Origin of the sequence: Yeguia hominis, assembly GCF_014384705.1 — a bacterium.
In the GTDB taxonomy this organism is placed as follows: Bacteria; Bacillota; Clostridia; order Oscillospirales; family Acutalibacteraceae; genus Yeguia; species Yeguia hominis.
Genome location: NZ_JACRSN010000010.1, coordinates 52215 through 66039 on the forward strand (window position 1 = coordinate 52215; position 13825 = coordinate 66039).

A 13825-nucleotide genomic window follows, 5' to 3' on the forward strand; every position below is an offset into this window, starting at 1 on the left:
CGAAAATGCGCTTTAAATGCGCTTTCTTAAAATAAAACTTATGATAGAATGGAGCGATTCTGATGCGCCGCAGAAAAATCCGGCCGGTCAAAAAAATCCAGAAGGAAATCCTTCAGACGATGCTGGTGCTTGTCATTATCATGACAGGGCTGATTTCAGTCATCAGTTTTTTTGTCAATGTCCATTCCGAACGTCGGAGCATTGACCAGAACCTGCAGAACGTCGGCCGCGCTGTTGCGCAGTCTGAAATTATCCGGAAAGAAATGACGCAGACAGAGGCTGATTCCGGATCGGTTGCGCATCTGTATCTCGATTCCTTAAAGGAAACCCTTTCCAATATCGACGTCATTTCGGTCGTCCGTGCGGATCAGGTCCGGGTCTATCACACCAATCCGGAGCTGATCGGAACAACCTACGACGGCACGCTGCCCGCGTTTTCCGATCATCCGGAAGGCTCCTATGTCACGAGCGATATCGGTCCGTCCGGCTCTCAGCGCCGGGCCTATACGGAAATTCGGGACGATTCCGGTGCGTACATCGGTTTTGTGTTGGTGAGCATGCTGGATCGGAACATCGACCGGATGGTGCTCGAAACCGTATGGATCCATCTTTTGTGCGCGGGCCTTGTGATCTTGCTTTCCGTGCTGCTTTCGCGCAAGCTTTCCGGCCGGATCAAGCGCCTTTTACACGGATATGAGCCGGATACCTTCAGCGCCATGTTCAGCATCCGCAATACGATTCTTGAGTCGCTTGAGGAAGGCGTCCTGGCGCTCGACAGCAGCAAAACCCTTCTCTATCAGAATGCGGCGGCGAAATCGATGCTCTCCACGCCGGATTCGCCGGAGAACCAGACGGAAGCGTTTCTCTCTTCCATCTCGATTGCGCATACGCTTTCCTCCGGCAAAAAGCAGCTGGGCGTTTCGGTGCATCTGAAAAACGGCGCCGATATTCTGGTCGATCAGATTCCGGTTCTGGAACAGGGAAAGACGGCGGGGCTCATCTGTATCCTGCGCGACCGCACCGAATACACCAAAATCATGGAGGATCTCTCCGGCGTGCGGTATATGGTGGAATCCATGCGCGCCAACAATCACGATTTTACGAACAAGCTGCATGTCATTCTCGGCTTGATTCAGATGGGGAATACCGCAGAGGCAAGCGAGTACATTTCCCGGATTGCCACCATCCAGCAGAGCGTGATCCAGAATGTCGTCAAGAATATCGAAGATCCGTCGGTTGCTGCGCTGCTCATCGGAAAATATGCCCGTGCAGCAGAGCTGAATATTCAGTTTAAGATGAAGAGCGGCAGCCGGCTGTCGCGCGACGACATTTTTATCCCGTCGGGCGACCTTGTGACGATCATTGGAAACCTGCTCGACAATGCGATGGATTCCATGAACGAAAAAGCAGATTTGCCCAAAGAGCTCTCTGTCGGAATCTTCACCCAGCCGCACGCGATGCTCATCAGCGTGGACGATACCGGGCTTGGAATTCCCGAAGACCGGCAGACAGCGGTGTTTGAAGACGGCGTTTCTTCGAAGGGCACTGGTCGGGGGACAGGGCTTTTTGTGGTCAAACGGCTTGTAGAAAACTATAACGGCTCCATCTCTCTGGAATCGGAACCGGGATTTGGAACCTCGTTTACCATTACGCTGACAGATGAAGGAGGCAGCGCCCATGTATGAGGTCCTGATTGTGGAGGACGACCCGATGGTCGCCATGATTAACAAACAGTATGTCACAGAAAATCCGCATTTTCACGTTGCGGGCGTTTGCCGGGACGGCGCTTCTGCGCTTGCCTTTCTCGAAAAGACGCCGGTGCATCTTCTGATCCTCGATTTGTATATGCCGCGGACCGACGGCCTTACGCTTCTGCGGCAGATCCGTGAGCGGCAGATTCCGGTGTCCGCGATTATGGTAACGGCGGCGAACGATGCGCTTTCCGTCGAAGAGGCGCTCCGGCTTGGCGTGGTGGATTACCTCGTCAAACCCTTTAACGGTTCGCGTTTTCAGCAGGCGCTGGGAACCTTTCTCAGGCGGCAGGATGCCTTTCACGATTTGTCGGCGCTTGACCAGCAGCAGATCGACTCGCTCATTGCGCCGATGCCCGAAAAAAGCGCCTCTGAGCTGCCGAAGGGCATCCAGGATCAGACGCTTTCGACGATCTGCCGGTTTTTGCAGGAGCATCCGGCGCAGGCCTTTCCCGGAGAGGCAATCGCCGATCAGGTCGGCTTGTCGCGCGTGACAGTGCGCCGGTACTTAAATTATCTTTCCGAAGAAAATGCGATATCGAGCCAGATGAATTACGAAACCGGCGGCCGTCCGTGTATGCTGTACCGGTGGAACCGCTGACAGGGAAGCGGGTCTGTGCTTTTTAAATTAAAAATAAAAAAGCAGGGTATCTCTCTGCCTTATATCGATACGTACATACCACATATGAAAAACTGGCAATTCCCAAGGTGCGAAAAACGTGATATTCTGTTGTCAGAAAAAAACAAGGAGGAATCATTTATGGCACGTTTCACATTACCGCGTGATTTATATCATGGAAAAGGTTCTTTGGAAGCACTGAAAACTTTTGAAGGCAAAAGAGCAATGATTTGCGTAGGCGGCGGCTCCATGAAGCGCTTCGGCTTCCTGGATAAAGCAGTTGCTTATTTGAAAGAAGCGGGCATGGAAGTCGAGCTTTTCGAAGGCATCGAGTCGGATCCTTCTGTTGAGACCGTCATGCGCGGCGCAGACGCTATGCTGAAGTTCCAGCCGGATTGGATCATCGCAATGGGCGGCGGTTCCCCGATCGACGCTGCAAAAGCCATGTGGATCAAATATGAATATCCTGAGACCACCTTTGAAGATATGTGCAAGGTCTTCGGTCTGCCGAAGCTCCGCAAAAAAGCACACTTCTGCGCAATTTCCTCTACATCCGGTACCGCAACCGAGGTTACCGCATTCTCCATCATCACCGACTATGCAAAAGGCATCAAATATCCGATCGCGGACTTTGAGATCACGCCGGATGTCGCAATCGTTGACCCGGATCTGGCAGAGACCATGCCGAAGAAACTGGTTGCACACACCGGTATGGACGCTATGACGCATGCAATCGAAGCTTATGTCTCCACAGCAAACTGCGATTACACCGATCCGCTGGCGCTCTATGCGATTAAGATGATCCAGAACGATCTGATTCCGTCCTATAACGGCGATATGGCAAAGCGCGACACGATGCACAATGCACAGTGCCTGGCCGGTATGGCGTTCTCGAACGCACTGCTCGGTATCGTACACTCCATGGCGCATAAGACCGGCGCTGCGTTCGCAGATTACGGCGCGCACATCATTCACGGCGCTGCAAACGCCATGTATCTGCCGAAGGTCATCGCGTTCAACGCAAAGGACGAAACCGCTGCAAAACGCTATGCGACCATCGCAGACTATATGGGACTTGGCGGCGAGACCGTCGAAGAGAAGGTTAAACTCCTCATCGAAGCGCTGCGCAAGATGAACGACGAACTGAATATCCCGCACTGCATCAAACACTACGGTGCAGACAGCTATCCGACCGAGAACGGCTTTGTTCCGGAGGACGTGTTCCTTGCCCGTCTGCATGACATCGCAGTGAATGCTCTGGGCGATGCCTGCACAGGTTCTAACCCGCGTCAGCCCAGCGTGGAAGAAATGGAAAAACTGCTCAAATGCTGCTACTACGATACGGAAGTTGATTTCTAAATCAATCCCCCGGATCGGCAGTCGGCTTTTCAAAGAGCCAGGACTGCGGGAACTGCAACAAAACGGCTGCCGGATCTTTCCGGCGGCCGTTTTTTGAAATTTAAAAAATTTCAAAATGCGTCAAAAATATTAAAATTGTGTTATAAGAATTGTATGACCTGCAGCAAGAAGATCCGGTATTATGGGACAAAATCCTGTAGAATTGCGGGATCAAACCACGATATATCGATAAGGATATAACCCATATGAAGTTTTGGGAATTGCCAAGAAAGTCGCCGCGTGTTACAATAAACAGGATCCTGTAGAAGGAAATCGATATATTGCATATTGATTTTAGCACGAAACGGTCTGCCTGCTGTATCGTATGCATTTTTCCTGACAGAATAAATCTCAAAAGGAGTGTGTGGTATGTATAAGATTGTTCGGAAACGGAACCTGAACCCGACTGTTACCCAGATGGAAATTGAAGCGCCGCTGGTTGCAAAAAAAGCAAAGCCCGGTCAATTTATTATTCTGCGCGTGGACAGTGAGGGTGAGCGAATTCCTCTGACAGTTGCAGGCTGTAATCCGGAAGAGGGAACCGTAAAGATTATTTTCCAGATCGTCGGCGCGACGACCGAGGAACTCAACCATAAAGCGGAGGGCGAATTCATTGAGGATTTCGTCGGACCGCTCGGCACGGAGACGCACACCGAGGGCCTGAAAAAGGTCTGCATCATCGGCGGCGGCGTCGGATGTGCCATCGCAATGCCGATCGCAGAGGAATTCCACAAACTCGGCGCAGAGGTGACGAGCATCATCGGATTCCGCAGCAAGGATATCGTGATTTTGGAAGACGAATTTAAAGCGTATTCCGACCGGATGGTGCTCATGACCGATGACGGCTCCTACGGCCGCCACGGCAATGTCACCGTGCCGCTCAAGGAATTCTTGGAGGCCGGCGAAACCTTTGATATGATCATTGCAATCGGTCCGCTGATTATGATGAAATTTGTCGTTGCAACGGCGAAGCCCTATGGCGTGCCGGTTACGGTTTCGATGAACCCGATCATGATCGATGGCACCGGAATGTGCGGCGGCTGCCGCCTGACGCTCCACCAGGACGGCAAACGCGTCACGAAGTTTGCCTGTGTGGATGGTCCGGACTTTAACGGCTACGAGGTCGATTTCGACGAGGCCATGTCCAGAGGCCGGATGTACTTCGACTTTGAACGTCGTGCACACGAAAAGGTCTGCAATCTCTTTCAGAATGCGTAAGGAGGAATGAGCAATGGCGATCAATCCGAAAAAACATGAAATGCCTGCGCAGGACGCGAAGGTAAGAGCGCATAATTTCAGCGAAGTTGCGCTTGGATATACGGCCGAAATTGCGGTGGAAGAAGCCAAACGCTGCCTCAACTGCAAGAATAAGCCCTGCATCAAGGGATGTCCGGTGAATATTGAAATCCCGGATTTCATTACGCATATTAAACAGGGCGACTTTGAGGGCGCCTATCAGGTCATCGCGAAGGATTCCTCTCTGCCTGCTGTTTGCGGACGGGTTTGCCCGCAGGAATCCCAGTGCGAAAGCAAATGTACCCTCGGCATCAAATTTGAACCGGTCGGCATTGGCCGTCTGGAACGGTTTGTGGCTGACTGGCACAACGACCATGCAGAAGAGCTGCCGCAGAAGCCGGAATCCAACGGACATAAGGTCGCGGTTGTCGGATCCGGTCCTTCCGGCCTGACCTGCGCCGGTGATCTTGCCAAAAAGGGCTATCAGGTCACCGTGTTTGAAGCGCTCCATACGGCGGGCGGCGTGCTGGTTTACGGAATCCCGGAGTTCCGTCTCCCGAAAGCAATTGTTGCAAAAGAAGTCGAGTCCCTCAAGGCGCTCGGCGTTGATATGGAAACGAACGTCGTAATCGGCAAAACGCTTACGATCGACGAGCTCTTTGAAGACGGCTATGAGGCGGTCTTTATTGGCTCCGGCGCCGGCCTGCCGAAGTTTATGGGCATCGAGGGCGAAGGCCTCAAGGGCGTCTATTCTGCAAATGAATTCTTAACAAGAAGCAACCTGATGAAAGCTTACCGCGAAGATTCCGCCACGCCGATCATGAAGGGCGGCCGTGTCGTCGTTGTCGGCGGCGGCAACGTGGCAATGGATGCTGCGCGTACGGCGTTGCGTCTCGGTGCGGAAGTCAGCATTGTTTACCGTCGTTCGATGGAAGAGCTGCCTGCACGTCGTGAAGAAGTAGAGCATGCAATGGAAGAGGGCATCGACTTTAAGCTGCTCAATAACCCGGTGCGGATTCTCGGCTATCAGAATCCGGATGATCCGCGTGATCCGAAGAACGGCTGTGTCAAGGCAATCGAGTGCATCCGTATGGAACTCGGCGAGCCGGATGAAAAGGGCCGCCGCCGTCCGGTGCCGGTGCCTGGCAGCGAGTTTATCATGGATGTTGACTGCGTCATCATGGCGCTGGGTACCTCGCCGAACCCGCTGATCAAGAATACGACAGAAGGCCTCGAAACCCAGAAATGGGGCGGCATCATCGTCGAAGAGGATACCGGCCTGACTTCGCGCGAAGGCATTTATGCCGGCGGCGACGCTGTTACCGGCGCTGCAACGGTCATTCTCGCAATGGGCGCGGGCAAAACAGCTGCAAAGGCAATCGACGAGTATTTAAGTAAAAAATAATCCTCGTAAGAAACGCACGGAAGAAGCCGCTTGCTGTTCGGGAACCCGGCAAACCCGCCGGATTCCCGAACGGACAAGTTTTTGCACCGGGAAAGAGCCCCCGCGATGCATCGGTGGATTCCGCGCCTTTTTCGGTATCGATGGAAAAAATTGGATGTCAATCGAATTTGAAACTTTTGTTTTTCTGTCTGCAAGTTGCAGCGGCTTAACCAAAAAGCCTTTCCGGGCGATCAATCTGACAAATAAGCCGGCTGGGTGCTGAAAACCTGGCCAGCTTTCCATATAAATTCAGAAACCCTTGCACAGCGCATTGTGCTGTTTTTTTAGAAACACGGAGAAACAGAGAGGAGCAAGAAAATGAACGGATCGTTTGATTTTACCGTAGTCGACCAGATCCTCGCCGCACATGATTGCCAGGAACGGGCAATTATTGCGATTTTGCAGGAAATTCAGGAGCACTATCACTACCTGCCGCGAGAAGTATTCCCGTATCTGGCGGAGAATTTACATATGAGCGAAGCGCGAATCTACAGTGTCGCGACTTTTTATGAGAACTTTTCTCTGGAACCGAAGGGGAAATATGTGCTCAAAATCTGTGACGGAACGGCATGTCATGTCCGGAAGTCCATCCCGATTTTGGAGCGTCTGCGCGGAGAGCTCGGCCTTTCCGACCAGAAAAAAACGACAGATGACCTTCTGTTTACTGTCGAGACCGTTTCCTGCCTGGGCGCTTGCGGACTTGCTCCGGTACTGACGGTCAATGACGAAGTCCATCCTGCCATGACGCCGGACAAGGCGTCGGCGCTTCTCAAGGAACTGAAGGAGGCGGAAACCCATGCTTAAAAACAGACAGGATCTCGCTGCATACCGTGAAGCTGCCCAAGCGTCTTATGCGGCACAGACGCAAAAGCTCATCATCTGCGCCGGTACAGGCTGCGTCGCAGGCGGCTCCCTCAAGGTTTACGACCGCCTGAAAGAACTCATGAAAGCCGAACATCTTCCGGTTGAGGTGACGCTCGAAGAAGAACCGCACGAGAACGGGATCGGCCTGAAAAAGAGCGGATGTCACGGCTTCTGCGAAATGGGACCGCTGCTCCGTGTGGATCCGCAGGGCTGGCTCTATACGAAGGTCCATGTAGAGGACTGCGAAGAGATTATAGAAAAGACCGTCAAAAACGGCGAGTACATTGACCGCCTTGCTTATTGCCGCGAGGGCTGCATCTACAAGCAGCAGGAAGAAATTCCGTTCTACAAACAGCAAACCCGAATCGTTTTGGAACACTGCGGCCGGATCGACGCGGATTCCATCCGGGAATATATTGCCATCGGCGGATATCGCGCCCTGGAAAAGGCGCTCTTTGAGATGACCGGAGACGAGATCGTCGACGAGATCACAAAATCTGCGCTCCGCGGACGCGGCGGCGGCGGATTCCCGGCCGGCCGGAAATGGGCGCAGGTAAAACGCCAGAAGGAAGCGCAGAAATACGTCGTCTGCAACGGCGATGAGGGCGACCCCGGCGCGTTTATGGACCGCAGCATCATGGAAGGCGATCCGCACCGGATGCTCGAAGGAATGATGATTGCAGCTATCGCCTGCGGCGCAAACGCCGGATACATCTATGTGCGTGCCGAATATCCGCTGGCGGTGCAGCGTCTGCGCGGCGCCATCGAACAGGCGGAGGCGCTCGGCCTTCTCGGGGACCATATCCTTGGCACAGACTTTTCTTTCCATATGCATATCAACCGCGGCGCCGGTGCGTTCGTTTGCGGCGAAGGCAGCGCGCTGACTGCTTCTATTGAAGGCAAACGCGGATTCCCGCGCGTCAAACCGCCGAGAACCGTAGAACACGGCCTGTTTGACAAGCCGACGGTTCTCAATAACGTGGAAACCTACGCAAACGTCGCGTCGATCATCAACAACGGTGCGGACTGGTACCTCAGCTACGGCACAGAGAAAAGCCCCGGAACAAAGGCCTTTGCGCTGACCGGCAACATCAACAACACCGGCCTTATCGAAGTTCCGATGGGCACCACGCTGCGCAAGATCATCTTCGATATCGGCGGCGGTATGCGCGGCGGCGAATTCAAAGCGGTTCAGATCGGCGGACCTTCCGGCGCGTGTCTGACCAAAGAACATCTGGATCTGCCGCTTGATTTCGACACACTCAAAAAGGTCGGCGCGATGATCGGTTCGGGCGGACTGGTTGTCATGGATTCCAACACCTGTATGGTCGAAGTCGCGCGCTTCTTCATGAACTTTACGCAGAACGAGTCCTGCGGAAAATGTGTCCCGTGCCGCGAAGGCACCAAACGGATGCTGGAAATCCTCGAACGCATTGTTGCCGGAGAGGGCAGAGACGGCGACATCGAGCTGCTCCTCGAGCTTGCCGACACCATCTCCTCGACCGCATTGTGCGGACTCGGCAAATCGGCGCCGTCGCCGGTTGTCAGCACGATCAAAAACTTCCGGGAAGAATACGAAGCGCATATCTATGACAAGCGCTGTCCGGCCGGAGCCTGCCAGAAGCTCAAACAGATCACCATTGATCCGGAACTGTGCAAAGGCTGCTCCAAATGTGCCCGTCAGTGTCCTGTCAATGCGATCAGCGGAAAGGTGAAACAGCCGTTCGTGATCGATCTTTCCAAATGTATTCGCTGCGGTAGCTGTGTCGGCGCCTGCCCGTTCCACGCGATTAAGGAGGGTTAACCAATGACGGAAAAACAGTATATGACAGTTGACGGAATTCCCGTTGAAATAGAAGGGGAGAAGAACATCCTCGAAGTGCTGCACAAAGTCGGCATCAAGCTGCCTACTTTCTGCTATCATTCCGATCTTTCCATTTACGGTGCCTGCCGGATGTGCATGGTGGAAAACGAGTGGGGCGGTCTGGACGCTGCCTGTTCAACACCGCCGAAGGCCGGTATGAAGATCAAAACCAATACCGAACGCCTGCGCCGGTACCGCAAGAATATTCTTGAGCTGATTCTTGCAAACCATTGCCGGGACTGCACGACCTGTGAAAACAACAGCAACTGCAAACTGCAGGATCTGGCGATGCGCTTTAACATTGAGGGCGTGCGCTTCCCGAATAACGCGCACTCCACAAAGGATGAAGATCCTTCCTCGCTCTGCATTACGCGCGATGCCGGCAAGTGTATTCTCTGCGGCGACTGCGTGCGGATGTGCAACGAAATCCAGAATGTCGGCGCGATCGACTTTGCATTCCGCGGGTCGAAAATGGTCATCAGCACCGCGTTTGGCAAGCCGCTTGCCGAATCTCCTTGTGTTGGCTGCGGACAGTGTTCCGTCGTGTGTCCGACCGGCGCAATTGTGGTAAAGAACAACATCAAACCGGTTTGGAAAGCCATTGAAGATCCCGAAGTCAAAACCACCGTGCAGATTGCGCCTGCTGTCCGGGTTGCGCTCGGACGGGAGCTCGGCGTCAAGGACGGAGAGAATGTGATGGGCAAAATTGTTGCCGCATTGCGCCGCATGGGATTTGACGAGATCTATGATACTGCGCTCGGCGCAGACCTTACGGTCATTGAAGAGACGGAAGAGTTCCTTGCACGTCTCGAAGAAAACCGTGACTTGCCGCTTTTGACCTCCTGCTGCCCGGGTTGGGTGCAGTATTGCGAGAAAAAGCATCCGGAATTTTTAAAGAACGTTTCCACCTGCCGTTCTCCGATGCAGATGATGGCTTCGATTTTGAAAGATCAGAGCGCAAAGTCCTCGAGAAAAATGTTCCATGTCGCGATTATGCCCTGCACCGGCAAAAAGTTTGAAGCAGCGCGCGAAGAGTTCGCGCAGGACGGCATCCCGAATGTGGACGCCGTGCTCACCACGCAGGAGCTCATCCGGATGCTCAAAGAGTCCGGCATCATGTTCAGCGAACTGGAGCCGGAAGCGATTGACATGCCGTTCGGAATGGTTTCCGGCGCCGGTGTGATCTTCGGCGTGACGGGCGGCGTGACCGAGGCTGTGTTGCGCCGGGTTGTTTCGAATAAATCCCGTTCGGAACTTCTCTCGATTGCAAACGCCGGACAGCGCGGCACAGACGGTCTTAAGGAATTTGAAGTACCGTACGGCGACCGGGCGCTGCGTATCGCAGTGGTCAGCGGTTTGCGGCATGCGGAAGAGGTGCTTGCACGCGTTGCGGCAGGGGAGCATTTTGACTTTATCGAAGTGATGGCCTGCCCGGGCGGCTGCGTCTGCGGCGGCGGTCAGCCTTATGCCACAGTGAGCGACCAACAGGCGCGCTCGAAGGGCATTTATAAAGCGGACCGGCTCTTGAGCATCCGTCGTTCCGAAGAAAATCCGTTGGTCACGACCGTGTATCAGGACATCATCAAAGGCAAAGTCCACGAGCTTCTGCATGTGGATTATACCCAGCATAAGGCATAACATAAGGAGAATTTGGCATGATTGAACTTCGCGTCTGTATCGGCAGCGCGTGCCATCTGCATGGTGCGCACAATGTAATTGCAACGTTTCAGCATTTGATTGAGGAATATAATCTTCACGATCAAATTAAATTTGAAGCGGCATTCTGTATGGGAAAGTGCTCCAAAACCGGCGTCTCGGTTTCGCTCAACGGCGAACAGTATCGGATTGAAGCGGAAAACGCAAGATCGTTTTTTAAAGAGCAGATCTTACCGCTTGCAGAGATCTGAGTGTCTTTGATCGGAACGTGTACGCAAATTGTTTTTCAAAATGGGTTTGAATTTTTAAAAAATCCGTTGGAAAATAAGCTGGCAAACACAAAAAATGCGTAGAAAATAGGATCTCCTCTTTTCTAGCGGAAAAAATAAGGCATCTGTCAGGAACGTCAGAACGGTTTTTGACGTTCCCGACAGAAATTCCCGAACAGTATTTGCACTTTTGATGGATTAGTCCTATATCGATATAGGCAATGCTGATATGTAGAAATAGCAATACCGCTTTGCTGAATCTTCTGCTATACTAATGCTAGTTAAATTTTTGTCAATTAAAATCAGGATGGTGTAACATGAACAAGATCTCCGTAATCGGAACCGGGAGCGTTGGCTCCACAATCGCATATTCTATCGCCATAATGGGGTTCGCGGCTGAAATTGTGATGATCGATATCAACCGGGAAAAGGCACTCGGCGAGGCTTTGGATATTCGCCAGGGCACGCCGTTTTGCACGCCATGTTCGATCTATGCGGGCGATTATCCGGATGCAGCAGGCTCCAATATCGTTGTTCTGACGTCCGGACTTCCCAGAAAGCCCGGCCAGTCTCGTCTTGAGCTTGCGCAGTCAAACGTCAATATCACAAAGATGATCATTCCGGAAATCACAAAATATGCCCCGGATGCAACGTATGTCATCGTTTCGAATCCGGTCGATATCCTGACCTATACGTTCCACAAGTTTTCCGGTCTGCCGGAAAACCGGATTATCGGTTCCGGCACGATTCTGGATACGGCGCGTCTGCGTTCCAGACTTTCGGAATACTACAACATCAGCCAGAACAACATTCACGCTTATGTCTTTGGTGAGCACGGTGATTCTTCCTTTATTCCGTGGTCTGTGGCGAATATCTCGAATGTCCCGATTGCGGAATGTCCCAAGGTATTTGCCAACAACAAGATTGCGAATCCGGAACTCGATTTGAAAGAAATCGAGGATTATGTCCGCAAATCCGGCGCGCGCGTGATTGCACGCAAAGGCGCGACCTTCTATGCGGTTTCGATGTCGGTTTGCCATATCTGCAAATGCGTTTTGAGCGGAATCGACACTACGATGACGGTTTCGACCATGATGCATGGCGAATACGGAATCGACGACGTCTGCCTGAGCACCCTTAATGCGGTTGGACACGGCGGCGTGCGCAACAAGGTCAACATTTCGCTGACGGACGAGGAAACTGCAAAGCTCCGCCACAGCGCAGACACCTTAAAGGCTGTGCTCAAAAACTTGGATATCTAAAATTTAGATAGAATTTAAATGGGGAAAGGTGAAGAAAATTGGAGTATCGGATTGAACATGATTCTATGGGCGAGATGAAAGTTCCTGCGGATCGGCTTTGGGCTGCACAGACGCAGAGAAGCCACGAGAACTTTAAGATCGGTGTGGGTATCGAAACGATGCCGCGCGAAATCACACATGCGTTTGGAATCCTGAAAAAAGCGGCGGCGCTTGCCAACGCGGAGCTCAAACCGGAAAAAATGACCGCAGAAAAGCTTTCGGCGATCAGCGCAGCCTGTGACGAGGTGATTTCCGGACAGCTCAACGGTCATTTTCCGCTGGTTGTCTGGCAGACCGGTTCCGGCACACAGTCGAACATGAACGCAAACGAGGTCATTGCGAACCGTGCAAACCAGATTGCGGGCCAGAAGCTTTGCCATCCGAATGACGATATCAATATGAGCCAGTCCTCGAACGATACGTTCCCGACGGCGATGCATATTTCCGCAGTGATTGCGATTGAAGACAAACTGCTTCCGGCAATGGAACTGCTGATTGCAACTTTCAAGCGTCTTGAAGCAGAAAATGAGGGCATTGTCAAATCCGGCCGGACGCACCTGCAGGATGCAACGCCGATCAAATTCAGCCAGGAAATTTCCGGCTGGAGAAGCAGCCTTGAAAGAGACGTCGAGCTTCTGAAATTGGCGGTAAAGCCGCTTCACGAACTGGCGCTCGGCGGTACAGCCGTCGGAACAGGCCTCAACGCACCGGCCGGATTCTCCGAGCTGGTTGCAGCAAAGGTTGCCATGCTGACGGGAAAACCCTTCGTGACAGCGGGCAATAAATTCCATGCGCTGACTTCTAAGGATGAACTGGTTTTCGCACACGGCGCAATCAAGGCGGCTGCCTGCGATATGATGAAGATTGCGAACGACGTCCGCTGGCTGGCAAGCGGTCCGCGCGACGGTCTCGGTGAAATTCACATTCCGGAAAATGAGCCGGGTTCTTCCATTATGCCCGGTAAGGTCAATCCGACGCAGTGCGAAGCCGTGACGATGGTTGCGGTTCAGGTCATGGGCAACGATGTGGCGGTTGGAATGGCCGCCTCCCAGGGCAACTTCGAGCTCAACGTCTTTATGCCGGTTGCCATCTACAATTTCCTGCAGTCCGCGCGCCTTCTGGCGGAAGCAATTGTTTCCTTCAACAACAACTGCGCGGTCGGCATCACCGCAAACCGCGAAAAGATGGATCACAATCTGCACAATTCCCTGATGCTCGTCACGGCGCTCAATCCGTACATCGGCTACGAAAATGCTGCCAAAACGGCGAAAAAAGCATTTAAAGATAATATTTCGCTGAAAGAAGCCTGCGTGGAACTGGGCTTCCTAACGGCGGAACGGTTCGACGAAGTTTTCCATCCGGAACAGATGGTCTAAACGGAACGAAACGATCTGCTTTGCACGGGCGGCGTGGCTGCCCGTGC

At 52.9% G+C, this 13825-nt stretch carries 11 protein-coding genes; all 11 read left to right on the forward strand.

Annotated elements, in window-relative coordinates:
• The first annotated feature begins 62 nt into the window (after positions 1-62).
• The 11 genes from IAG03_RS07880 to fumC all read left to right on the forward strand — a co-directional run bounded on the left by IAG03_RS07880 (position 63) and on the right by fumC (position 13778).
• On the forward strand, positions 63-1685 hold the full coding sequence (locus IAG03_RS07880) for an ATP-binding protein (protein ID WP_249319574.1): 1623 nt from the start codon (positions 63-65) through the stop codon (positions 1683-1685).
• Positions 1678-2352: a response regulator gene (locus tag IAG03_RS07885; protein ID WP_249319575.1), complete on the forward strand. Its 675-nt coding sequence runs from the start codon at positions 1678-1680 to the stop codon at positions 2350-2352. The genes IAG03_RS07880 and IAG03_RS07885 overlap by 8 nt, the downstream gene beginning before the upstream one ends.
• Before the next feature lie 159 nt (positions 2353-2511).
• Complete coding sequence (locus IAG03_RS07890; protein ID WP_249319576.1) at positions 2512-3729, forward strand: iron-containing alcohol dehydrogenase; 1218 nt, start codon at positions 2512-2514, stop codon at positions 3727-3729.
• Positions 3730-4137: 408 nt separating this feature from the next.
• Positions 4138-4986: a sulfide/dihydroorotate dehydrogenase-like FAD/NAD-binding protein gene (locus tag IAG03_RS07895; protein ID WP_249319577.1), complete on the forward strand. Its 849-nt coding sequence runs from the start codon at positions 4138-4140 to the stop codon at positions 4984-4986.
• Between the two features lie 13 nt (positions 4987-4999).
• Positions 5000-6409: an NADPH-dependent glutamate synthase gene (gene gltA / locus IAG03_RS07900; RefSeq protein WP_249319578.1), complete on the forward strand. Its 1410-nt coding sequence runs from the start codon at positions 5000-5002 to the stop codon at positions 6407-6409.
• 357 nt (positions 6410-6766) lie between these two features.
• Entirely contained in the window at positions 6767-7252 is a 486-nt protein-coding gene (locus IAG03_RS07905; RefSeq protein WP_249319579.1) for a complex I 24 kDa subunit family protein, read from the forward strand.
• Complete coding sequence (locus IAG03_RS07910) at positions 7245-9116, forward strand: NADH-quinone oxidoreductase subunit NuoF (protein WP_249319580.1); 1872 nt, start codon at positions 7245-7247, stop codon at positions 9114-9116. The genes IAG03_RS07905 and IAG03_RS07910 overlap by 8 nt, the downstream gene beginning before the upstream one ends.
• 3 nt (positions 9117-9119) lie before the next feature.
• Complete coding sequence (locus tag IAG03_RS07915; protein WP_249319581.1) at positions 9120-10814, forward strand: [FeFe] hydrogenase, group A; 1695 nt, start codon at positions 9120-9122, stop codon at positions 10812-10814.
• A 17-nt stretch (positions 10815-10831) separates the two neighbouring features.
• A complete protein-coding gene (locus tag IAG03_RS07920; protein ID WP_249319582.1) occupies positions 10832-11083 on the forward strand; it encodes a (2Fe-2S) ferredoxin domain-containing protein in 252 nt (83 codons plus the stop codon).
• Positions 11084-11418: 335 nt separating this feature from the next.
• Positions 11419-12363, forward strand: coding sequence for an L-lactate dehydrogenase (locus tag IAG03_RS07925; protein ID WP_249319583.1), 945 nt, complete (start codon positions 11419-11421; stop codon positions 12361-12363).
• 38 nt (positions 12364-12401) lie between these two features.
• A complete protein-coding gene (gene fumC, locus IAG03_RS07930) occupies positions 12402-13778 on the forward strand; it encodes a class II fumarate hydratase (protein ID WP_249319584.1) in 1377 nt (458 codons plus the stop codon).
• The last annotated feature ends 47 nt before the right edge of the window (positions 13779-13825 follow it).

Coding starts and splice junctions, on each gene's coding strand:
- IAG03_RS07895 (WP_249319577.1), top strand. CDS start 4,138: ATGTATAAGATTGTTCGGAAACGGAACCTGAACCCGACTGTTACCCAG.
- IAG03_RS07905 (WP_249319579.1), top strand. CDS start 6,767: ATGAACGGATCGTTTGATTTTACCGTAGTCGACCAGATCCTCGCCGCA.
- IAG03_RS07925 (WP_249319583.1), top strand. CDS start 11,419: ATGAACAAGATCTCCGTAATCGGAACCGGGAGCGTTGGCTCCACAATC.
- IAG03_RS07910 (WP_249319580.1), top strand. CDS start 7,245: ATGCTTAAAAACAGACAGGATCTCGCTGCATACCGTGAAGCTGCCCAA.
- IAG03_RS07920 (WP_249319582.1), top strand. CDS start 10,832: ATGATTGAACTTCGCGTCTGTATCGGCAGCGCGTGCCATCTGCATGGT.
- IAG03_RS07890 (WP_249319576.1), top strand. CDS start 2,512: ATGGCACGTTTCACATTACCGCGTGATTTATATCATGGAAAAGGTTCT.
- IAG03_RS07885 (WP_249319575.1), top strand. CDS start 1,678: ATGTATGAGGTCCTGATTGTGGAGGACGACCCGATGGTCGCCATGATT.
- gltA (WP_249319578.1), top strand. CDS start 5,000: ATGGCGATCAATCCGAAAAAACATGAAATGCCTGCGCAGGACGCGAAG.
- IAG03_RS07880 (WP_249319574.1), top strand. CDS start 63: ATGCGCCGCAGAAAAATCCGGCCGGTCAAAAAAATCCAGAAGGAAATC.
- IAG03_RS07915 (WP_249319581.1), top strand. CDS start 9,120: ATGACGGAAAAACAGTATATGACAGTTGACGGAATTCCCGTTGAAATA.